25 protein-coding genes are annotated in these 22,678 nt (G+C 41.5%); 15 read left to right on the forward strand and 10 right to left on the reverse strand.

The window, feature by feature from the left end; translation table 11 throughout:
* Nucleotides 1-48: 48 nt before the first annotated feature.
* On the reverse strand, nt 49-588 hold the full coding sequence (locus tag ACNURT_RS02010) for a 30S ribosomal protein S16 (protein ID WP_370995738.1): 540 nt from the start codon (nt 586-588) through the stop codon (nt 49-51).
* Between the two features lie 155 nt (nt 589-743).
* Here ACNURT_RS02010 and ACNURT_RS02015 point away from each other — a divergent pair, with 155 nt between their 5' ends.
* On the forward strand, nt 744-1,286 hold the full coding sequence (locus ACNURT_RS02015) for a 5' nucleotidase, NT5C type (protein WP_370995739.1): 543 nt from the start codon (nt 744-746) through the stop codon (nt 1,284-1,286).
* A gap of 66 nt (nt 1,287-1,352) precedes the next feature.
* Nucleotides 1,353-3,077 carry a PAS domain S-box protein gene (locus ACNURT_RS02020; protein ID WP_419700324.1) on the forward strand — a complete coding sequence of 575 codons (1,725 nt, stop codon included), beginning with the start codon at nt 1,353-1,355 and terminating at the stop codon, nt 3,075-3,077.
* Between the two features lie 16 nt (nt 3,078-3,093).
* Here ACNURT_RS02020 and pfkA read toward each other — a convergent pair whose 3' ends face one another.
* From pfkA to ACNURT_RS02040, 4 genes are all read right to left on the reverse strand, one after another.
* The gene (gene pfkA / locus ACNURT_RS02025) at nt 3,094-4,071 is read right to left on the reverse strand and encodes a 6-phosphofructokinase (RefSeq protein WP_419700325.1); all 978 of its coding nucleotides are present in this window, start codon (nt 4,069-4,071) and stop codon (nt 3,094-3,096) included.
* Between the two features lie 148 nt (nt 4,072-4,219).
* Nucleotides 4,220-5,971 carry a protein-disulfide reductase DsbD family protein gene (locus tag ACNURT_RS02030; RefSeq protein ID WP_419700326.1) on the reverse strand — a complete coding sequence of 584 codons (1,752 nt, stop codon included), beginning with the start codon at nt 5,969-5,971 and terminating at the stop codon, nt 4,220-4,222.
* A gap of 21 nt (nt 5,972-5,992) precedes the next feature.
* Nucleotides 5,993-6,445, reverse strand: coding sequence for a protein-disulfide reductase DsbD domain-containing protein (locus ACNURT_RS02035; RefSeq protein WP_419700327.1), 453 nt, complete (start codon nt 6,443-6,445; stop codon nt 5,993-5,995).
* Nucleotides 6,446-6,449: 4 nt separating this feature from the next.
* Entirely contained in the window at nt 6,450-7,220 is a 771-nt protein-coding gene (locus ACNURT_RS02040; RefSeq protein WP_419700328.1) for a biotin--[acetyl-CoA-carboxylase] ligase, read from the reverse strand.
* A gap of 47 nt (nt 7,221-7,267) precedes the next feature.
* Here ACNURT_RS02040 and rsfS point away from each other — a divergent pair, with 47 nt between their 5' ends.
* The 9 genes from rsfS (at nt 7,268) to ACNURT_RS02085 (ending at nt 15,534) form a co-directional block, all read left to right on the forward strand.
* Nucleotides 7,268-7,642 carry a ribosome silencing factor gene (rsfS, locus tag ACNURT_RS02045; RefSeq protein WP_090473431.1) on the forward strand — a complete coding sequence of 125 codons (375 nt, stop codon included), beginning with the start codon at nt 7,268-7,270 and terminating at the stop codon, nt 7,640-7,642.
* A 93-nt stretch (nt 7,643-7,735) separates the two neighbouring features.
* Nucleotides 7,736-9,838 carry an ATP-dependent zinc metalloprotease FtsH gene (gene ftsH, locus ACNURT_RS02050; protein ID WP_370995745.1) on the forward strand — a complete coding sequence of 701 codons (2,103 nt, stop codon included), beginning with the start codon at nt 7,736-7,738 and terminating at the stop codon, nt 9,836-9,838.
* Between the two features lie 55 nt (nt 9,839-9,893).
* Entirely contained in the window at nt 9,894-10,544 is a 651-nt protein-coding gene (locus tag ACNURT_RS02055; protein ID WP_419700329.1) for a LutC/YkgG family protein, read from the forward strand.
* A gap of 129 nt (nt 10,545-10,673) precedes the next feature.
* Complete coding sequence (locus tag ACNURT_RS02060) at nt 10,674-11,468, forward strand: hypothetical protein (RefSeq protein WP_419700330.1); 795 nt, start codon at nt 10,674-10,676, stop codon at nt 11,466-11,468.
* A gap of 357 nt (nt 11,469-11,825) precedes the next feature.
* Nucleotides 11,826-12,188 (forward strand): hypothetical protein, encoded by a 363-nt coding sequence (locus ACNURT_RS02065; protein ID WP_419700331.1) that lies wholly within the window; start codon nt 11,826-11,828, stop codon nt 12,186-12,188.
* Between the two features lie 399 nt (nt 12,189-12,587).
* Entirely contained in the window at nt 12,588-12,947 is a 360-nt protein-coding gene (locus ACNURT_RS02070) for a hypothetical protein (RefSeq protein WP_419700332.1), read from the forward strand.
* Nucleotides 12,948-12,993: 46 nt separating this feature from the next.
* Nucleotides 12,994-13,824: a sensor histidine kinase gene (locus ACNURT_RS02075; RefSeq protein ID WP_419700333.1), complete on the forward strand. Its 831-nt coding sequence runs from the start codon at nt 12,994-12,996 to the stop codon at nt 13,822-13,824.
* Nucleotides 13,790-14,434 (forward strand): response regulator transcription factor, encoded by a 645-nt coding sequence (locus ACNURT_RS02080; RefSeq protein ID WP_419700334.1) that lies wholly within the window; start codon nt 13,790-13,792, stop codon nt 14,432-14,434. The genes ACNURT_RS02075 and ACNURT_RS02080 overlap by 35 nt, the downstream gene beginning before the upstream one ends.
* Before the next feature lie 29 nt (nt 14,435-14,463).
* A complete protein-coding gene (locus ACNURT_RS02085) occupies nt 14,464-15,534 on the forward strand; it encodes a PA0069 family radical SAM protein (RefSeq protein ID WP_419700335.1) in 1,071 nt (356 codons plus the stop codon).
* On the opposite strand, the gene ACNURT_RS02090 is transcribed toward ACNURT_RS02085, so the two are convergent.
* The 5 genes from ACNURT_RS02090 to ACNURT_RS02110 form a co-directional block, all read right to left on the reverse strand.
* The gene (locus ACNURT_RS02090) at nt 15,531-15,920 is read right to left on the reverse strand and encodes a DUF2809 domain-containing protein (protein WP_419700336.1); all 390 of its coding nucleotides are present in this window, start codon (nt 15,918-15,920) and stop codon (nt 15,531-15,533) included. The genes ACNURT_RS02085 and ACNURT_RS02090 overlap by 4 nt on opposite strands.
* Nucleotides 15,920-16,366, reverse strand: a complete 447-nt coding sequence (locus ACNURT_RS02095; protein ID WP_419700337.1) for a DinB family protein — start codon at nt 16,364-16,366, stop codon at nt 15,920-15,922. Before ACNURT_RS02095 ends, ACNURT_RS02090 begins: the two co-directional genes overlap by 1 nt.
* A gap of 93 nt (nt 16,367-16,459) precedes the next feature.
* Complete coding sequence (locus tag ACNURT_RS02100) at nt 16,460-17,203, reverse strand: zinc ribbon domain-containing protein (RefSeq protein WP_419700338.1); 744 nt, start codon at nt 17,201-17,203, stop codon at nt 16,460-16,462.
* Nucleotides 17,203-18,300, reverse strand: a complete 1,098-nt coding sequence (locus ACNURT_RS02105; RefSeq protein ID WP_419700339.1) for a Nif3-like dinuclear metal center hexameric protein — start codon at nt 18,298-18,300, stop codon at nt 17,203-17,205. Before ACNURT_RS02105 ends, ACNURT_RS02100 begins: the two co-directional genes overlap by 1 nt.
* 36 nt (nt 18,301-18,336) lie before the next feature.
* The gene (locus tag ACNURT_RS02110; protein WP_419700340.1) at nt 18,337-18,699 is read right to left on the reverse strand and encodes a TM2 domain-containing protein; all 363 of its coding nucleotides are present in this window, start codon (nt 18,697-18,699) and stop codon (nt 18,337-18,339) included.
* A 153-nt stretch (nt 18,700-18,852) separates the two neighbouring features.
* Here ACNURT_RS02110 and ACNURT_RS02115 point away from each other — a divergent pair, with 153 nt between their 5' ends.
* Genes ACNURT_RS02115 through ACNURT_RS02130 form a run of 4 tightly spaced genes read left to right on the forward strand, consistent with a single transcriptional unit; the run spans nt 18,853 to nt 22,674 of the window.
* Complete coding sequence (locus tag ACNURT_RS02115) at nt 18,853-20,085, forward strand: DUF1028 domain-containing protein (RefSeq protein WP_419700341.1); 1,233 nt, start codon at nt 18,853-18,855, stop codon at nt 20,083-20,085.
* 1 nt (nt 20,086) lies between these two features.
* Nucleotides 20,087-20,758 carry a family 16 glycoside hydrolase gene (locus ACNURT_RS02120; protein ID WP_419700342.1) on the forward strand — a complete coding sequence of 224 codons (672 nt, stop codon included), beginning with the start codon at nt 20,087-20,089 and terminating at the stop codon, nt 20,756-20,758.
* A 54-nt stretch (nt 20,759-20,812) separates the two neighbouring features.
* Nucleotides 20,813-21,895, forward strand: coding sequence for an NAD-dependent epimerase/dehydratase family protein (locus ACNURT_RS02125; RefSeq protein ID WP_419700343.1), 1,083 nt, complete (start codon nt 20,813-20,815; stop codon nt 21,893-21,895).
* Nucleotides 21,880-22,674: an SDR family NAD(P)-dependent oxidoreductase gene (locus tag ACNURT_RS02130; RefSeq protein WP_419700344.1), complete on the forward strand. Its 795-nt coding sequence runs from the start codon at nt 21,880-21,882 to the stop codon at nt 22,672-22,674. The genes ACNURT_RS02125 and ACNURT_RS02130 overlap by 16 nt, the downstream gene beginning before the upstream one ends.
* Nucleotides 22,675-22,678: the final 4 nt, after the last annotated feature.

The raw sequence follows: 22,678 nt of genomic DNA on the forward strand, positions 1-22,678 counted from the left end.
TCTTGTCTTGGCTCTTGATTCTTGACTCTTAAAATCTGTTTAAAAAATTTATTCTGCGCTTTCAGCAGCGTCTGTTTCAGCAGCAGCCTCTTCAGCCGGAGCTTCCTCTTCTGCAACTTCTTCAGCAACAGGAGCGTTTTTAGCAGCAATAGCAGCAGCTTTATCTTCTTTCTTTTTAGCTTCAGCAGCCAAAGCAGCTTTACGCGCTTCGTCTTTTGCCGATAGTAAGCTGGTTTTTTTACCAGTGATCTTACCGTCTTTTTGCTCAGTCCATTCTGCAAATTTAGCTGCAGCTTGTTCTTCGGTTAAAGCACCTTTTTTAACACCACCTTCTAAGTGTTTTTTGTAAAGCACACCTTTGTATGAAAGGATAGCACGACAAGTATCGGTAGGTTGGGCACCTGTGTTAACCCACTCTAAAGTTTTATCGAAGTTAATGTCGATAGTTGCAGGATTGGTGTTTGGGTTGTATGAACCTAAACGCTCAATAAAACGACCGTCGCGTGGAGCGCGGGCATCTGCTACTACGATGTAGTAAAAAGGTTTGCCTTTTTTACCGTGTCTTTGCAGTCTGATCTTAGTTGCCATTTTTTCTTTTTATGTATTCAACATGTCCCCGGAGTACTTTCTGCGGGGATGCAAAGGTATAAATTATTTGTAATAAATTAAAACCCTTGTAATTAATTATTTATTTAACCTAAAGCTACTATGGGGTAATTGAAAAAAATCGCAATTTCAGGGCCATGAGCTTAAACAGAAAATTACGCATAGCTATTGATATGGATGAGGTAATGGCCGATACCATTGCCAAATTTATTACCCTGTATGATGAACGTCATCAAACTAAAATATCGCTGGGCGATATGCATGGTAAGGAATTCAGAGAAATACTGCCTCCTCATCTGAGCGAAAGCCTGCGGCAGTATATCAATGAAAAAGGTTTCTTTCGTGATCTGCCGGTAATGCCCGGCTGCCAGGAAGTGGTAAAGGCATTGCACGAAAAGTACGACGTGTACATCGCGTCGGCTGCTATGGAATTTAAATATTCACTTGAAGATAAGCTGGAGTGGCTTAACGAGCACTTTCCCTTTATTTCCTGGACCAATATTATTTTCTGCGGGCATAAGATCCTTGATGTTGATATCATGATTGACGACCGGATCAAAAACTTTGTAACATTTAAAGGACGCAAGCTGTTGTTTACCTCGCCACACAACCTTTTAATCAACGATTTTGAACGGGTTAACAGCTGGAATGAAGTGGCAACTAAATTATTACATGAATAAGATGAACAGACTTTGAAATAAATATCCTATATTTAAATGGTAGCCCCCCTATCATTAATTTAAAGTATGTTAAGCCATACCGCCATCACTATTGATTCAATCGATTGTGTGCTTGCTTATGATATTCATGAGCAAAAGTACCTGTTCATCGGTCAGGGTATTGATACTGTTTTGGGCATAACCGCCCGGGAACTGCATCAGGACAATGACCTTTGGGATAAACTGATCGACAAAGAGAGTTTTGCCTGCATAAGACCCCTTATTAACAATCTTGCCGAAAACAGCAGCATTGAATTAAACTACCACATAACCACGCCTCAGCAAATCACAAAAAACATTACCGATAAAAAGAGCATCGTTATTGATGAGGCCACCGGGCATAAAATATTATTAAGCAATATTAGGGAAACACCGGTTAAAAGCAGCTGCATTACAGCTCCGCCAACCGATACGGGGCTTAGCCACCAGTTTTTAAACTCGCTTATTGATTCGCAAACCAGCTTTTTAATACGGATAGACATCAGTGGAAACTATACCTTTATTAACCGGCAATATTTGAAAACCTTTGGCTATAAAGCAAGGGACCTTTTAGGCAAACACTTTTCTATAAGCACCATACCCGAAGAGGCCTACCTTTGCGAAAACGCTTTTATTGAATGCTTGAACAATCCGGGCAAAGTTGTTTCACTACTCCATAAAAAACCCGATATACATGGTAACCTGCATGATACCGAATGGGAGCTGGTATCAATTGTAAACCAAAGTGGCGAAGTTTGCGAAATACAGGGCATCGGTCACGATGTAACAGAAAAAATTAAAATTGAAGCCGAGATAAAGGATACCGCACAAAAACTCGATACTTTTATTGAAAGCATAACCGACTCCTTCTTTATTATTGATAACGAATGGAAATTTGTACGGGTAAATGCGGCGTTTGAAAAAATATGGGGCAAGCCCCGTGCTGAGCTGCTGGGTAATGTGATTTGGGACGTTTTCCCACAACTTATAGGCAGTCCCTTCGAAACAGCGTATCACGATGCGCGCGATAAACAGGAAAGTGTAAAGTTCATGGTATTTTTAGCCTCGCTGAACAAATGGTTCCGCACGGCAGTTTACCCGTCTGCCGAAGGCATCACCGTATTTGCCAAAAACGTCACCTACGAGATGCGTGCCCAGGAGGAGGCCTTATGGACAAAAAACAACCTGGAGGCGCTCATCAATAACACCAATGATAAAATATGGTCTGTTGATAGGGATAGTCGTTATGTTTATATGAACAATGCCTACATAGCACAAATAAAGGCCATGACAGGTATTGCGCCAGAAAAAGGTGAGTTTTCCTATGCAAAAATGGGTTACACCCAGGAAATAATTGACGAATGGGCAAGTTATTATGAGCGGGCGTTAAAAGGTGAGAATTATACTATTGTGGTGGAAAGCGTTGATGAAAAAGCAAAAAACCCAGCTTTTTATGAGGTGAATTTTAATCCCATTTACGCCTTCAACGGCGAGATTAAAGGTGTTGGTTGTTTTGCACATAATATTACGGCAAGACTTAAAACCGAGCAAGAACTGCTTAGTCAAAACAAGCGGATGCGTAATATTGCCTCCCTTAGTTCGCATGAGCTAAGAAGGCCCGTTGCCAGTATGCTGGGATTAATTAATATTATGGACCGGGAGAACCCTAACAATCCCGAAAACAAACAAATTATTGATTACCTGCAAATTGTAAGTACCGAAATTGACGATGTGATACGTCTGATTGTTGATCACACTTTCACAGGAAAATAATCACGAAGATTAAAGCTTACATCGACAATATTTCAACCAGTTTTAACAGGTTTGGATTAATTTCGATGTGATGCTTAATGGCGTGTTCAAACGGAGTGTAAGCTATTTCGTTATGGATAATACCTATCATTTCATTCCGGTGGCCATCTCTTAAAGCCTCAACTGCGGCAGCACCTACACGGCTGGCCAATACCCTATCCATACAGCTTGGCGCTCCGCCACGTTGAATATGTCCTAATATCGAAATACGGGTATCATAATGCGGGAATTTTTCCTGAACTAATCGGCCAACTTCAAAAGCACCGCCAGCCTCTTCGCCCTCGGCTACGATGACAATTCTGGAGGTTTTGTCTTTACGGCCATGTTCAAGCCGGTTAAATAAGCCTTCCATTCCGCCTTTACTTTCGGGTATCAATATAGCCTCGGCACCGGCAGCAATACCTGTGCGCAAAGCGATCAGGCCCGAGTCGCGGCCCATTACCTCAACAATAAACAACCGGTCATGTGATTCGGCTGTATCCCTGATCTTATCCACAGCTTCAACAACGGTATTGATGGCTGTATCATAACCTATGGTAAAATCGGTCCCCATTAAATCGTTATCAATAGTGCCGGGTAAGCCAATTACCGGTATGTCATATTCGCTGCCAAATACCTTTGCTCCGGTAAAAGTACCATCACCGCCAATAGCTACCAGGGCGTCAACATTATGTTTCTGTAATTGATCGTATGCTTGCCTGCGCCCTTCGGCAGTTCTGAAGTTATCGCAGCGGGCAGTTTTTAAAATAGTGCCGCCGCGTTGTATAATATTGGAAACCGATTTACGGTTCATCGGTATAAAATCGCCTTTGGTCATGCCGTCATAGCCACGGCGTATACCGGTAACTGCAATATCATAGTATATAGCCGTACGTACAACTGCCCTGATGGCAGCGTTCATTCCCGGCGCGTCGCCACCCGAAGTAAAAAGTCCGATATTTTTAATCTGCGTCATTTTTTATCCTGATATGGGCATTAGGGGCCCTACCTTTAAAAAATTGAATAATTTAAATTTAAGTAATTTTAAAGCGGCCCTTAAATAAAAACGCGGCGAAGCTTTAAAACTTGCCGCGAATTTACATTTTATTTTTTTAACGCCGAATCTACTTTTTGAAAGCGGCGATACCGCTATCCAAAAATTTGAGATAACTGGCAATATCATAATCCGCCGGAGAGGTAGGTATTTCGGAGCCGCTTGCGTCTTTTAATACATTGCCATCACTGTCAAGCATCACATATAAAGGCTGTGAATTAGAGTTAAACCTTTTGGCTTCCAAATCACTCCATTTACCGCCTAAAGTGGTTATCTTTTTTCCACTATAATCAGAAACAAACTGTTCTGCCACTGGTAATTCGGCCTTATCGTCAACCACAAGCTGCAGCAATACAAAATTATCCCTAAGTCGTCTAAACACTTCCGGATCCGACCAAACGTTGGCTTCCATTTTACGGCAATTTACGCAGTTAAAGCCAGTAAAATCGATCAAAATGGGTTTATGTGTGGCCTTTGAAACCTGTAAAGCCTGGTCATAATCATACCAAGAATCGAGCCCACGGGTTTTTATGCGGGTATAGTTGCTGGCATATTTCCTTTCGCCAATACTCGCAGGTACAACTGCGGCAGGGGCTGATGAAGGCGCGGCTGTTCCACCTGGTATGCTTGATAAGTTAAAATCCTGTGTTGCCTCAGGAGGCAGAAAAGCGCTGATGGATTTTAAAGGAGCTCCCCATAAACCAGGTATCATATAAATTACAAAAGCAAATACAACGATGGCTAAAAAAGTTCGGGGAATAGAAAGATAAGACACATCGCTGTCATGCGAAAACTTGATCTTGCCAATAAGGTAAAGCCCCATCAACAAACCTATAGCTATCCATAACGATAAAAATATTTCCCTGTCGAACCAGTTCCAATGATAAGCCAGATCGACATTTGATAAAAACTTAAGGGCAAAAGCCAGTTCCAGAAAGCCCAAAACAACTTTCACACTATTTAACCAGCCACCTGATTTTGGAAGGCTTTTTAATGCTGAAGGGAATAACGCGAATATGGTAAACGGCAGGGCTAATGCAAGCGCAAAACCAAACATGCCTACAGCAGGGCCCAGACGGTCGCCTTTTGAAGCAGCATCAACCAACAGGGTACCAATAATTGGCCCTGTGCATGAAAACGACACTACTACAAGTGTTGATGCCATAAAGAATATACCCGTAAGGCCTCCTTTATCTGCATTTTCATCCAGCTTATTAGCTAATGAACTCGGCAACGTGATCTCAAACGCGCCCAGGAACGATATACCAAATACAATGAGCAGTAAGAAGAAGAATATATTGAATATGCCGTTTGTAGCCAATTGATTTAGGGCATCGGAACCAAAAATAATGGAGATCAACAAACCCAGGGTCACATAGATAATAATGATGGAAACCCCATAAATAATTGACTGCCCTATCGCCTTTTTACGGCTGCCGCTCTTTTTGGTAAAAAAGCTTACCGTTAGTGGCAGCAATGGGTATATACAAGGCAATATCACCGCGGTAAATCCACCTAACAGCCCAAATATGAATATCTGCCAAAGTGTTTTTGGCTTTTCGGTTGACGGGGCTTTTTGTTGAGTCTTTTGTTTTGCCGCTGCCTGTGCTTTGGCTGAAGAATCAGCTGCCTTTTTCCTGATCGCTATGCTATCAGCAGCAGTAGGGATATCGGTAAACTGTACTCCTGCCGTTGATACTGTATCCGCTTTACTTTTTTGTAAAGCCAGCGCAGGTGGGGCACCAATTGAGCAAAAAACAATCAGCACCATCAATACGGCCAGCGCCGTGTGTATATAAACACGCTTAGTTAATAGTTTCATTTTTATCTTCCTTAAGGTAAATTACTTGCCTAAAGGAATAGTGAAATCAACATCTTCTGGTGGAAGACATTTTTTGTCATTACAGGTCATGTAAGTAAGCTTTCCGGTAACACTGGTTGCAGATGCCGATTTAAGGCTTATTTTTTGTTGAAAAACTACTTCTTTTTCAAAGTAGCTTACATTCATACTAAAAGCTTTCTCATATTTGGTTACGGGGGTTGGTTCTGAGGGCTTTCCAACCGGTGCATATAGTTTTGAAGGTGTAAATTCAAACGAAGTTTTTATTGGGCCGCCATCCTTAACATTAAGCGAGTAAATATGCCAGCTGGGTTGAATAGTAGCTTTTAAAAATACAATGGCTTCTTTATCATTCAACTTTTTTGCCGCGTATGACCATCTTACCGGCGTTTCGATCTGGGCATAAGCCCCTGCGCACATCACTAATGCAACAATTACCAACAGTACTTTCTTCATTTAATTATTTATTTAAAAATTCAATTTGTTTTAAACTAAACTCTTGCTGCCCGTTATTATTTTCAACAACCAGCATTCCATTTTCTTTTACGTTTTTTATAACGCCTTCAAAAATCTGGTCATTTGACCTGAAAGGTTTTACTTCGTTTAACCAATATAGTCGGGATAAATAAGTATTCCTTACAAACAAAAATTTACCCGCTCTTAAATTAAGGTAATATGCTTCAATATGACTGCAAATTTCTGACAATATTGTTTTTAAATCATAATCCCTGTGTAAGATTTGTTTGAGGGATATAGCGTTGCCTGCCCCAGGTTCAAAACTCTCCTGGTTAATGTTAAGGCCAATCCCAATAATGGCATCTTTGATATAAGTGCCCTGGATATGCGTTTCTATCAATATTCCACCCAATTTTTGGTCGTTATAATAAATATCATTAGGCCATTTTATTTTAACCTTATCGCCCAGATAAGGATACAAAGCATCATAAACCCCCAGGCTTACTACCCGGTTCAGATCAAACTGATCACTGACGGGCAAGAACACCGGTGTCAGTAAAATACTGAAAGTAAGGTTTTTTCCAGGCTCACTATGCCACTTATTTTGTTGCTGCCCCCTGCCTGCGTATTGGCTTTCTGCCATAATGACCGTACCTTCGGGCAATGGCTTGGAATTTGACAGTAAATCTTTAAGGAATGTGTTGGTTGAGTCAACTTGTTGAATTGTTACTAAATTTTGACCAACAAATAATCCCGAAAATATGTTATTTTGCAAAGTATAATAATTTTTAACCCAAGAACGTTCAAAACTAATTCTTTTTGATGGTAAAAAACAAAGTGTTAAATCAATCGGCCTATATTTCTGAGCTGGCCATACATGGCATACAGGAAAAAAAGGGGAATGATATTATAAGGTTAGACCTCCGGAATATATTGGGCTCGGTATCGGATTATTTTGTGATCTGCCATGCCGATTCATCAACACAGGTAAAAGCTATTGCCAATAGTATTGAAGAAGAAATTTTTAAAGCTACGCAACAGGAACCCTGGCGTAAGGAGGGCCTTGAATATGCAGAATGGATACTGCTTGATTATGTGGACGTTGTGGTTCATATTTTCAGAACCGACAAACGCGAGTTTTACGGCGTAGAGGATCTGTGGGGTGATGCCGAGATTAAATATTACAAAAGTGCTTAAACTTCCGTCACAATTACCCTCCGGTTTGAGTCATGTACTAAACCTTTGTAAATTTTAAATTATAGATTGTAAGTTTGAGCTCGTAACAAAGAAATGAAAGATATTAAAGATAATAAATCAGAAAGTCCGAAACCTATCAGGAAAATACTTAATAAAAAAACACCGCCTAAACCGCCCAAATTTAACATCATGTGGCTTTATGGCATTGTTATTTTGGCATTTTTACTGGTACCTACCCTTTTAAGCGGCGGTTCTGGCACGCAAACTACCTTCAAGGATGTTGAAGGAATGCTTAAACAAAATGATGTTGAAAAACTGATAGCCTATAAAAGCGGCGACCTCGTGACAGCTGAGGTTTACATTAAAAAAGAAAGCTTAAGCAAACCACAATATGCCAAAGCCGGCAAGGACCAGCGTTTGTTTAATACCACGAATAACGGTCCTCAATACACTTTTACCGATGCATCCTACGAAAGCCTGAAGCAATCTGTTGCTAATGCTCAGAAAGATATGCCAGAGGATCAAAAAATAACCATTCAGTACGAACAGGGGCACGAAAGCTTTTTATCAAACTGGTTGGTACAGGGTGTTATTATGGTTATCCTGTTTGCTGGTGTGTGGATATTTATCATGCGCCGCATGTCAGGTGGTTCAGGTGGCGGTCCCGGTGGCCAGATATTTAATATCGGCAAATCAAAAGCAACTCTTTTTGATAAAGAAGCACAGGTATCGGTAACCTTTAATGATGTTGCCGGTTTGGAAGAAGCCAAACAAGAGGTGATGGAAATTGTAGATTTCCTTAAAAACCCTAAAAAATACACTAATCTGGGTGGTAAAATACCTAAAGGAGCCCTTTTGGTAGGTTCACCTGGTACCGGTAAAACCTTATTGGCCAAGGCCGTAGCCGGCGAAGCGCAAGTGCCTTTTTTCTCGCTGTCAGGATCTGACTTTGTGGAGATGTTTGTGGGTGTAGGCGCGTCACGTGTACGTGATTTATTCCGCCAGGCAAAAGACAAGGCACCATGTATTATATTTATTGACGAGATTGACGCTATTGGCCGTGCCCGTGGTAAAAACAATATTGTTGGCGGTAATGATGAACGCGAAAACACCCTGAATCAATTATTGGTGGAGATGGATGGCTTTGGTACCGATTCAGGTATTATTATCCTTGCTGCAACCAACCGCCCGGACGTGCTGGATTCAGCCTTGTTACGTCCTGGTCGGTTTGACAGACAGGTATCTATTGATAAACCAGACTTGATCGGTCGTGAGCAGATCTTTAAAGTTCACCTGAAACCGATCAAACTGTCAGATGGTGTTGACGCAAAAAAACTATCTGCCCAGACTCCAGGGTTTGCAGGTGCAGAAATTGCTAACGTTTGTAACGAAGCGGCTTTGATTGCCGCCCGTAAAAATAAAGAGTCGGTTGATATGACCGATTTCCAGGATGCTATCGACCGTGTTATTGGTGGTCTGGAAAAGAAAAACAAGATCATATCTCCCGAAGAAAAACGCATTGTTGCATACCACGAAGCTGGTCACGCCATTGCTGGCTGGTTCCTGGAACATGCCGATCCTTTGGTTAAAGTATCTATCGTTCCACGCGGTGTGGCAGCTCTGGGTTATGCTCAATATCTGCCAAAAGAGCAGTTTTTGTATACCACCGAACAATTGCTTGATGAAATGAGTGTTTCGATGGGTGGTCGTGTTGCCGAGGACATCGTTTTTGGCAGAATCTCAACCGGCGCCCTGAGCGATCTGGAACGCATCACCAAACTGGCTTACGCCATGACCAAAATTTATGGTATGAATGGCAGTGTAGGTAACGTTTCTTTCTATGATCCACAAGGTGAATATCAGTTTAATAAACCTTACTCTGATACCACTGCCGAAATGATCGATAACGAAGTGCGTAAACTGGTTGATGATGTTTATCAGAAAACCAAAGTATTGTTGAACGAAAAACGCGACGGGCTTGAAAAAATAGCTCAGAAATTATTAGAGAAAGAAGTACTGTTCCAATCAGATCTGGAAGAGATATTGGGTAAACGGCCATTTGATGAACGTACCACCTATGATAAATTTGTGAACGGAGAGGCTGCTTTAAACCCCGATGTTGATAACAATGCTATTCCGGATAGCTTAACCAACCCGGAGCTTTCGAGAATTGACAGCGAAGACCCGAAACTTTAATATACATCATTAATATAAAGCCATCAGCCCCGCTGATGGCTTTGCTGTTTTTACCATGAGGGATATTACCACATCAAAAGAAAAGCTGCTTAAGAAGATCCGCAAGGCTCTCCTCGAGAAAAGGGATAATCCCTATCCTCAACTGGAAGACCTGCCACTTTATGCATCTGCTAAAGAGATCCCGGAGGTAATGTTTGCCGAACAATTCACCGCGGTTAACGGACAGTTTGTTTTTTGTGAGGATGAAGTGCAATTTATTGAAAGCCTGCTTACCCTGGCCGAAGAGCGCAACTGGCGTAAAATATACTGCTGGGAGCCCGGATTGCAGGAAATTCTCACCCGTTTTGAATACCCTTTTTACGAAACCGACAAAGACTTTGAACAGGCAGATGTCGGTTTTACCTTTTGCGAGGCCCTGATAGCCCGTAATGGTAGCATACTCCTGTCAAACGGAAACATGGCAGGCAGGCGTCTGAGCATATACCCGCCTGTGCATATTGTGCTGGCCTATACATCCCAAATGGTGCTCGATCTTAAAGATGGCTTTAAGCTCATCAAAAAGAAATATGACAGCCAGCTACCCTCCATGATCAGTAACGTAACCGGACCAAGCCGCACCGCCGATATCGAAAAAACCCTGGTACTGGGCGCTCATGGCCCCAAAGAACTTTTCGTTTTTTTACTGGATGACAGCAACTTATCTTAAAATAATATTTTATATTTAAAATACTATTTAATCAAATTAATTGCTTCATTAACCAACTGTTCAGGCTAAAAGATTGTATATGATAAGTTTTATGCAAAACCGTTAGCTTAACATTAAAACCCAACAAAAATGGAAACTATTGAACTGCTTGTTGAAAAAACGATGGTACCTCTTGAGTTATCTGTCGCTAAAGAAATGGTAGCCCGCTACAACTCCACCAGGAAAACATTAATTGATGAAGCCTACGGGATTAATGACACCCGCTCAATTTGGTTTTCCATTGATGGATTTAAGGATTTTTTTAATAATTTACCCGAGAATGCCAGCGGAGTGAGGATTCACCTGGTAGCATACGGTCAAAATGCACGCTATCCCAATCAAACCACCGTTATCTGGACTCCCACTGTTGAACAGGGTTATCAGCATGTAGACGTTCTAAGAGAAGGAGGCGAATCATTCGCTACTGACAAAACCATGATAGCCTGGAACGCGGGAAAGGATTGCCCCCCTGTATGTACCATAATGAAATCTTTTGACCCATCTGCTGACAAAACGATGGTACCTATCGAATTATCCATAGCTAAAGAAATAGTGGCCCTTTATAACGATACCAGGAAAACATTGATTGATGAAACATACAACATCAATGACACCCGCTCAATTTGGTTTTCCATTGATGGATTCAAGGATTTTGTTAATAATTTACCCGAGAATGCTAGCGGAGTGAGGATACACCTGGCGGTACATGATCAGGAGAATAAACATACCCCTAATCAAACCACGGTTATTTTTGCCGCTACTATCGAAAATGGCCATCAGGACGTTGATGTAGTTGGACAAGGCCAGGAGTTAATAAATACACATCTCTTCATGACTGCTTTTGGCGGAGGAAAGGACTGTCCTCCTTTATGCCATTGGGACTAGCTTAAAAAAATGGCTAAAATAAACTCTCTTATTTTAGCCATTTCTTTACTGTATAAACCTGCCTTTTTGTAGCGATTTTACATAATTTACAACCTCCATATCGCCGTAAGACTATCATCCACTCTCTCGATAATATATTTAAATTATATTCAATAAATTCTTGTTATAATTATAACTGACAAAAAAAACTTATTTTTGGATAACCTGTACAATTTACAGGTTTTGCACTGATCTTATTTTTTACGTTTTTTCACCAACCAACCTAAGCAGATATTTTCCTACTTTATAATACCCTTATTAGATTTGGCTGTATTTTATCTGGGAAGAGACAGCTTAACTGAATAAAAACCACAAATAATGGAACCTATCGATTTATCTATCGCCCAAAAAATGGTAGACCACTACGCTGCCACTCGAAAAAAGCTGATTGACAAAGAGCACAACATCAATGATACGCAGTCTGTCTGGATATCGCTTGACAAATTGAAATCCTTTATCAACAACCTACCCGAACATGCCACGGGGGTAAGAATTCATTTTGCCGCTTATGATCATAAGAATGACCATTACCCCAATCAAACTACAGCAATATTGATCGGGACCAGTGAAAATTATACCGAACATTCCGATGCAATAGAAAGTAGCATAGGGCCATTGGGGCCTGAAGACCCAATGGGTCCTTTTAACCAAGGGAATCCATGTCCTCCCTTTTGCCCCTAACCAATCCTTAACGGTTTTGCAAGGCAATATTTTATCAAAAGGTAAATACTTTAATTAAAGTACTTAATTTAGTATTTACCTTAATATAATTTTATGCTTGATTTTATCTATTTTTATTTCGAGCTTTTTGCGTTTTTTGTTTGTTTATACACCTACAAAAGGCTTGATCCTAATTTTAGGATATTCCTCCCCTTTTTGGCGTTTATTGTAATTTATGAGTTTGCCAACATTAAATATTGGACGTTATGGCACCATACCAATGCATGGTGCAGCAACCTGGAATCAATTATTGAAATAATTATTTACACGCGTTTTATAAGCGCTCTCGATAAAAGAAAACAGTATAGAAAAAATGTTCGTATTGTGCTTTTTACAGTAGTCCTCTTTTCTTTCATTGACATGATCTTTATCCAAGGCTTTTTCATGCTGAATACCATTGCCATGGTGATTCAATACAGCATGCTTACTGTATTGGTATGTCTTTATTATTTTAATTTGATGAACAATGTTGACGAGAACCTGGATATTATACGCGATCCGCCATTTTGGGCTACCGCGGGAATCTTATTTTATGCACTTGCGTTTATGTTTTACCATGTAGCTTTTAGCTACATGGCTTACAAACAAAATTATCACTTTTTTATATTGGCTCGGGTAATAATAAATATTGCTTGTCTTATTTTATACTCGCTACTGTCTGTTGCGTTTATATATCAATATAAAAAAGCAGGTTTCAATAATGTTATAAAAACATTGTAACATTTTTAATCTATCACAATCATTAATATGATCAGCCCGCTCAGATATGCTATTTAAAGATGAAGAAATTATTTTATTGATAATTGCAGGTACAGCCATAGTTATGCTGCTGGGCGTTTTTATTATTAGCTTTTTATTAGTCTATCAAAAAAAACAAAACAAAAACGCGCTGGAGAAGGCACAACTGAAATCATCCTTTCAACAGGAACTGCTTAAAACCAGGATGGAGATCCAGGAAGAAACGCTTAACCACATTAGCCGTGAGCTGCATGATAATATTACCCAGGTGTTGTCATTTGTTAAACTTAACCTGGGGGTATTGGGCAGAAACCTGGGCGAAAATGAAAAGACGAGAATAAATGACAATCGCGAGCTCATTGCCCAATCTATCAGTGATCTTCGTAACTTGTCCAAGAGCCTAAGTTTTGAACACATCAGTGTGATGGGGCTGGTAAAAACGCTTGAAATAGAGGCTGAGCGCGTTAATAGGAGCGGCATTCTTAACCTTTCGTTATTGATTGAGGGTAATCCGTATGGTCTTGGGGAACAGCGGGAGCTGGTATTGTTCCGGATATTTCAGGAAGCTTTAAATAACGTCTTAAAGTACGCGCAGGCGGATAACTTTAAAATGAGTTTGTATTATAAAGCGCAAATGTTTAATTTAACCATCGAAGATGATGGGGTTGGTTTTGAACCTGAATTACTTAAAGATAAGGGGGGCTCGGGCTTACGTAATATTGTGAACAGAGCCGCGTTAATCGGAGCTGAAGCAATTATAAACAGTTCGCCAGGCAATGGTTGCCGCATTAACCTTTCACTCAATCCCCTCGTACAAGAAACTTATGCTAACGGAACCTATTCAAATAGCCCTGGTTGATGATCATCGCCTTTTCAGGAGCGGCATTGCTTCAATGGTGGAGAGTTTTAACCGCTATAACGTGCTGTTTGAAGCCGCGCATGGCAAGGAACTGGTTGATAAAATAACTTCCGGGCTGGTTCCTGATATCGTTATCCTGGACATCAATATGCCTGTGATGGATGGCATTTCGACCGCGCAATGGCTTAAAAAATTCCAACCATCAATCCGTACCATTATCCTATCCATGTTTGAGGATGCTGAAAAAGTACTTACCATGGTTAAAATGGGTGTAAAAGGCTACCTCCTTAAAGATGCCGAACCGCATGAATTTGAAGCTGCCCTGCTTAAAGTAACCGAAGGAGATCTTTACTACCCGGATTTTGTAACCAAGCATTTATTAAACAACTTCAATAACGATAAAACTGCAGTAGTAAAGCTCAACCCGCGCGAAATTGAGTTTTTACGCTTAACCGGAACTGAACTTACCTACAAGGAAATTGCCGATACCATGTGCATCAGCGTACGCACTGTTGACAGTTACCGCGACCAGCTTTTTGAAAAGCTGGGCATCAAAAGCCGCGTCGGCCTGGTATTATACAGCATAAAAAACAAACTGATTGATTTGTAATTTGCTAAAAATATTAGCAAATTTGTTAAATGGAACAGGATGAGAATACCGGCTTTTTTAAAGGCCGGGGTGCGCAGTTAAACACACACAACAAATTTTTAAAGAATAAGTATGTTGCCGAGCATATAGAAGGGATTGATGAGCCTCTGCTGGAAAATACCGCCACTCAGCTTTTTGAGGAAACACCTAAAAAGATAGTAAGCGAATCAAACAGCCCCGATCTGAGCCACATGTACTCCATAAACCCCTATCAGGGTTGTGAGCATGGCTGTATTTATTGCTATGCGCGCAACAGTCATGAGTACTATGGTTTTAGCGCCGGGCTTGATTTTGAGCGTAAGATCATCATCAAACCCAATGCTCCGGAACTTTTAGAGCAATATTTTAACAAAAAAAACTACCAGCCGGTATGCATCATGTTATCGGGCAACACTGATTGTTATCAACCGGTTGAACGGAGGCTCAAGATCACCCGACACCTGCTCAAAGTCTTTTTAAAATATAAAAACCCGGTAAGCATCATCACCAAAAACAACGTGATCCTGCGAGATATGGACATCCTCACAGAACTGGCTGCCATGAACCTGGTGCATGTAAATGTTTCTATTACCTCTTTGAACGAACAACTGCGTCAAAAACTGGAACCCCGCACAGTAACCGCTACCGGCAGATTGGCCGTGGTGCAGAAACTGTCAGAAAAGGGCATTCCTGTACGAGTGATGGCTGCTCCTATTATTCCGGGCCTCAACAGTAACGAAGTTCCTAACATTATTAAGGCCGCTGCCGACAGGGGAGCATTAGCCGCCGGCTTTACTATAGTACGGCTCAACGGCAGCATTGCCGAGATATTTAGCGACTGGATATACAAAGCTTTTCCTGACAGGGCCGAAAAGGTGCTGAACATGATACGATCCTGTCATGACGGCAAGCTAAATGACAGTGATTTCGGCCGTCGTATGAGCGGCGAAGGCAAAATAGCACAATCAATCCACCAGATGTTCCGGATGGCCTGTAATCGCTTTATGGCGGGCCGTGAGATGCCTGAATATGATTATACTTTATTTGTACCGAAAAAAGGGAAACAGACGAGCATGTTTTAGACCTTTAATTTAAATGGGCTGCGGGTCTTGCTAACTATTTTATCTACCCAAACACCTAAAGCCACACCAACGGTATAGCATAGCAGATCGCTCCATAAAAATCCCTCGCCTAAAACCAGACGACCAAACAGCGTGTGTCTTAATTCATTTATCCACGGCGCTTTATACAACTGGCTAAACTCTATGGCATAACAAAACAACAGGCTAACGATAACAATAAATTTAACCGGCCTATTTACAAAAAGAAACCGCATGATGAAGTAAATCATCAAAGCCCAAAGAATATCACCTATAAACAAGGGTATAAAAGCAAAATGCCTGGATAACAGGCCAATGATGACGGTGGTAATTATGAGGCAGGCATATATGAGCCTTGATCTGCTCATTAGTTATCGAGTAACCTTCGATGATAATTAACCTGCCCCAAGTGATAAGCTAAATGGGATGCCAGGTGTGTTAAAAAATAACCTGTACTTACTTTGCCATCCATTACTTGCTGCGGATATTCATCGGCCATTTGTTCCTCTGTAAGCTGGTCGAAGGTTGCGGTTATCGTTTGAGCGGTATCATCTATCCGCTTTATTAGTTCGGTCCTCGGAATAGGGCCGGATGAAAATTCCAATGGTCTGTTTCGGATATAACCCGTTTTACCCAACTCCGCGCCGATATAGGTGTTCAGGTTACCTATCAGGTGCAGGCAAAGATTACCAGCCGTGTTCGTGATCTGCTTATCAACAAGCCAAATGTTTTGTTCGTCACGGTATAGTTCCAACTCCGTTTTAAGCTTTTCGAGATCGCGCAGCAACAGCTTTTTTAATATAGGTATTAACATGGGTAATTGTTTACTCCCGGCAAGATAACCAATTATCCGGGCAATAAAAAAGGCGCCTTGCAAGCGCCTTTTCAATATCTAATACGCAAAAGCTTATGCTTCTTCTGCTTCCAGAGCCATCTGCTCGTCAACAAGTATACGTCCGCAATGCTCGCAAACGATTATCTTTTTACGCTGACGGATGTCAGACTGACGCTGAGGCGGGATTTGGTTAAAGCAACCTGAACATGAATCGCGCTGGATAGTTACCACCGCTAAACCATTTTTAGCGTTTTGACGCAAACGGTTATAAGCGGTTAATAAACGCTCTTCGATATTTCCGGTGGCTTTTTCTGCCTGGGCAACCAATTCAGTTTCTTCTTTTTCAGTTTCGGCAGTAATGGTACCTAATTCTTCCTTTTTAGCATCCAGATCGCTCTTGCGCAGATCCAGATCGGCCAGGGCTTTTTCGTAGATCTGGGTTTTTGATGTGATCTCGAAACCATACTCACGTATTTTTTTCTCGCTAACCTGAATATCTAATCCCTGTATCTCAATTTCTTTTGATATGGCATCATACTCCCGGTTGTTCTTAACTTCGTTAAGTTGCGTTTCGTATTTTTTGATATTGGCCTGAGCTTCCTTGATCAGGTTTTTGCGGGTTACAATCTCATCTTCTACATCATCCAGCTCGGCTTTGATCTTTTGAATGCGGGTTTCAAGACCAGCAACATCATCTTCCAGATCGGCAACTTCCATTGGCAATTCACCTCTTACCTGGCGAATTCTATCAATTTTGGTGTGGATGGTTTGTAGTTCGTATAAAGCTTTAAGCTTTTGTTCTACGGTTTGTTCCATTAAATAAAATATTTGACGGGGTTTGTATTTACTTCTGTTAAACGGACGGCAAAGATAGGAAATTTTTTCCGTATTATTTCATACAATAATTGCGCCGTAAATTGTTCACTCTCAAAGTGTCCGATATCCGCAATCACTATCTTTCCTTCGGCATCAAAAAACTCATGATACTTGTAATCGGCAGTGATAAAAACGTCGGCTCCTGCCGATATGGCATGCTTTAACAAAAAGCCTCCGGCACCACCACAAACGGCTACTCTTTTCACATGTTTACCCGTTAAGGCTGTATGCCTGATCACGTGTGTACGCATCTTATCTTTTACATGAAACAGAAACGATTCTTCGTTCTGCGGAATCTCCAATTCACCTATCATCCCTGAACCTACTTGCTGATGCTGATTGGTTAAGGGGAAAAGGTCATAAGCCACCTCCTCGTATGGATGAGCCAGAACCAGCGCCATCAGTATTTTACTTTCCAGGTTTGCCGGAAAAATGGTCTCAATTCGCACCTCATTTTCCAGGTGGCGGGTGCCGGGCTCGCCAACGTACGGGTTGGTTTGTTCGTTACCCTTAAAAGTACCTGTACCTTCGGTATTGAAACTGGTTTCACTGTAGTTACCTATGTTACCTGCTCCTGCTCCAAATAAGGCATCACGCACAGTATCGGCATGGCTCCCAGGCACAAAGGTCACCAGCTTTTTCAACAAGTTATGCTTAGGTACTAATATCCGGCAATTTTTTAAACCCAGCGTATCGCAAATACGTTGATTAACACCTCCCATAATATTATCCAGGTTGGTATGTATGGCGTAAATAGCAATACGGCTTCGAATGGCCTTTTCCACTACCCTTTCTACGTAGGTTTTACCGTTAAATTTTTTAAGTCCTTTAAAAACTATGGGGTGGTGCGATATAATGACCTGGCAGCCTGTAGCAATGGCCTCATCAACCACAGCCTCGGTACAATCTAATGATAGCAGGGCCTGGGTAACTTCCTGTTCGGGGTTGCCAACAATAAGGCCGGCATTATCATAATCTTCCTGGTACACCAATGGCGCCAGGCTTTCCAGGTACGCGGTAAGTACAGCTAATTTCATGAACAAATATGGATATAAAGCATTTACCGGTATATATTAGTTGCTTAAAATAGCCATCCGGTGGCTTTCGTAAGCCATTTCTTTATTATACTTTAAAGTGAGCGATTTATTGTTCACCAGGTCAACAATAGTGCCTATTACACAAAGGCCTCCTGTTAAAAAATAAAGGATACCCATACCTATCTGCCCTAAAACAAAACGATGTATCCCCGCAAAGCCAACAAAACCCAATAATGTAAAAATGAGTATTTCGTTAGCGTTTTTACGCTTACTGCTGTAAACCATGTAAAAATACTTTTTCTGGCTGTCGCTAAGTTCCCCGGTGGCTTGCTGCAAGAAACCCATTTCTTCGGGGCCCATATCAGCAAAGTTCATGTAGGGATCCTGGTGTATGTTCATGTTAACTAAGGTTTGTGGTGAGCTCTTTTTCAAAAATAAATATTTTATGCTATAAACCTATAGATGAAGCAAGGTAATTTACCCGATCTTTATAATCAGAGCCGTGCAACTTTTGACAAACAATAGGTGTCTGTATGATAACATCTCATCACCATGCCAGTTAAATCATTGATCTGTCTTTTCTCAATTCTAAGTTTGTCGGTTTGCGGCCGGGCACAAAATTTACCCAGCCTGGTCCTGAACAGGAATATCAATTCAACTTTTAGCATTATAGCTTATGATCCACAGGCACAGGAATGGGGTATTGCTGTGGCAACCAATAATATTTACGTTGGCAATTCTACCTGTTACATCCGGCCAGGAATGGGTGCCTTTTCGGTGATCGCGGAAACAGAGCCCATGTATGCTTATAACGGTTTTGATCAATTGAAAGCAGGCAAAACTATTGAGCAGGCTATACAATACACCCAGATGAAAGATACCCTTGCCGATTACCGACAAGTTTCGGGTATTGATGCAAAAGGGAATGTTTATGCCTTTACAGGTTCTTCATTAAAATACTGGAAGGGAAAATCGGTCCAGCTCACAGGGAAATACTACGCAGTTATGGGTAATCAGCTTAAGCCAAATGTATTGCATGATATGGCCAGTACTTTTGAACATACCAAAGGCACACTTGCAGTACGCCTGTTAAAAGCGCTCGTAGCCGGAGAAAATGCCGGCGGGCAGATCAGCGGGAAGCAATCTGCAGCCTTACTGGTCAAAGGTAGCCATAATGAGTGGTTCAATCAGATTGATCTGCGTGTTGATCATTCCAAAGATCCATTTGCAGATCTCCAAAAACTGCTGAACTATCATTATGGCCGCATCCTGATCAACCAAGCTAATTATGCCATTAGCATAGGCAATAAGAAACATGGCGAGGGCCTGTTAAAACAAGCTGTCGGGCGAACGAAAGGCTGGTACGGCATTTATCCAAAAATCGCCAAAACTTATTTACTGTTAGGCCAGGATAAAACCGCTATAAAACTCATCAAAGCCGCGGTGCGGAATGAGCCAAAGTGGCGGGAAAACGTTTCGGCTTTTTATTGTCTGTATCATGACCCTGCGATCAGCTCTTTATACCCGGTAAAACAGTTTACAGTTATTGACTGGAACAACGCTATCAGTATGCTTATTGACTTGAATCACCTACAGGAAAGCATAACCTTGAGCAAAACAGTGATTGGCAGATATCCATCATCGTCCTATACCTGGTATCTGCAAGCCAAAGCGTATGAGTCATTAAGAGATCTGGATAAAGCGAGAACTGCGGATATGACCTCGCTAAAGATAGATCCGGAAAACGCTGATGCTAAAAGATTATTAACCGAACTAAATCATTGATATGTACAACAAGATATTATTACGTGCTGTTATTGTAGTTTTTCTATTGGGCTCAACTACTGTCTTCTCTCAGCAGCGCACTGTCAGTTATGATCTGTCGAGATTACTTTCGGTGCGTCAACTTAATATCAGTAACCGTGAGGCTGCCGTATTGCCCAATCATGAAAAAAACGGCATCATGTTATCGGCTAAAGATGATGATGGGGTAGCCTTGATCAATAATGTAACCTTCAGCAACGGCATTATTGAGTTGGATATCCGGGGAAAAAATGCGGATCAGCAGAGTTTTTTAGGAATCACGTTTCATGCAGTGGACGCCAAGACCCTTGATGCCGTGTATTTCCGACCTTTTAATTTTCTATCAGCTGATTCGGTCCACCGGATACATATGGTTCAATATGTATCTCACCCGCAATACCCATGGTTTGTATTACGAGACAAATTTAACGCACAGTATGAAAAAGAGATCACTTCGCCACCAGATCCAAATCAGTGGTTTCATGTTCGGATAGAGATCCGGTATCCACAAATAACTGTTTTTATCAACGACCGGGAAACGCCCTGTTTAAGCGTAAAACAACTCAATGATCGCAAAAGCGGCAAACTTGGGTTATGGGTAGGCAATGGTTCTGACGGTGCATTTGCGAATCTGAAGGTCACTTTTTTGGAATAGATAAATTTCGCGTTCAGACGTAGGGGTAAATGATCATCCGGGTGTAATACTGGTATGAAAGTATTAGTTACCGGAGCAACTGGTTTTATTGGCCGCCAGCTTACCCTGGCACTGGCTAACACCGGCCATGAAGTAAAAGCCTTGTGCCGCAATACCGATCATCCCTACCTGATCAGGCATCCGAACATCGAACCGGTGTTAGGCAATATTCTCTACAAACAAACACTGGCAAGGGCCATGGAAGGCTGCGAGCAGGTTTATCATACCGCCGCCATGGCCAAAATGTGGTGCCGCAACCCCGATGACTATCATGAAACCAATGTTACCGGAACCCGAAACGTACTGCAAACAGCCCAAAATTGTAACGTGCAGAAAATAGTATATACTTCCACCTGCGGCGTATGGGGACCAACTATTAAACATCCCATGACCGAAATTGACCCGCGCATTACTGGTTTCCCCATCGCTTACGAGCGCACCAAATACCTGGCCGAACTGGAAGTGCAGAGTTTTGTAAAACAAGGTTTATCCGTAGTAATCGTGAACCCTTCACGGGTATATGGCGAAGGGCCGATAACGGATAGCAATACGGTTAGCAAAATGGTATCGGGTTATTTAAAGGGCACATGGCGTTTTATCCCTGGCAATGGCGAACAAGTTGCCAATTACGCTTTTTTGGATGATGTAGTTGCCGGACATATAACCGCTATGAACAAGGGAGCCATTGGCGAACGCTACATTTTAGGTGGACATGATATCAGCTTTAATGACTTTTTTAAAACCTTGCAACAGGTATCGGGTAAGCAATTAAGCATGATCAGGATACCGTTAAAACTTATTCAGTTTTACAGCCGGTTGCAATGGCTCAAAACCCGGCTCACAGGTATTCCCCCTGTCTTTTTACCTGAATTTGCTGATCGCCTTAAATACGATCAGAAATATAGCAGCCATAAAGCGATAACCCAGCTGGACTATACCATAACCCCCTTTACCGAAGGCTTGAGTAAAACAGTTAACTATTTAAGTGGATCAACGAATAAGGATTATGAGATCAAGGACGAGATCAATAAGGATAAAATGAATCTTTTGGACGACATAAGCAACCATCAATCCGAACAATTATGCAGCAGCAATTAACAGCCATTGTAACCGGAGCCAGCGAGGGTCTCGGAAAATCATTTGCCATTGAATTAGCCAACCGGAACATTAATCTGGTGTTGGTGGCTTTACCAGGATCGGGGCTGCCCGAACTGGCATCCTTTATCCGCAAAAACTTCGCGGTGGCTGTTCATCCTTTAGAAATCGACTTAACCCATGCCGAAAGTTATGCTGAAATTTTTAGCCGATTAAAAGAGCAGCATATCACAGCGCACCTGCTTATCAATAATGCGGGGCTGGGCAATTGGTCGTGGTTTGAGGATAAAAACATTGCCTTTTATAAAATGCAGATAGAGCTGAATGTGATCACGCCTGTGCTGCTTACCCGGCTGTTCCTTGCTCAAGCTGATGCATTCGTTACTTCCTATATTTTAAATGTGGGTAGCTTAGGCGGCCTCTTCCTGGTACCTAAAAAGCAGGTATATGGCGCCACCAAATCATTTATCCGGTATTTTACTAAATGTTTGCAATTGGAGCTATGTGGATCAAACGTAAAGCTCAGTTTGCTGAGTCCCGGCGGCATTAACACTAAACCGGAACTGCTGGTGATGAATAATACCTTGAAAGGAATATCCAAAGCTACCATATTAGAACCCGAACAGGTTGCCCGCATAGCCATTGACGGATTGTTGAAAGGTAAAAAAGAGATCATCCCAGGAATGGTTAACCGATTACTTGTTCTATTGAACAGTTTATTGCCGGCATATATAAAAGATAATATCATCAAACGAAGATTAAACACTATTTTAGTATCCTAAATTG

The organism is Mucilaginibacter sp. NFX135, assembly GCF_048565145.1.
In the GTDB taxonomy this organism is placed as follows: domain Bacteria; phylum Bacteroidota; class Bacteroidia; order Sphingobacteriales; family Sphingobacteriaceae; genus Mucilaginibacter.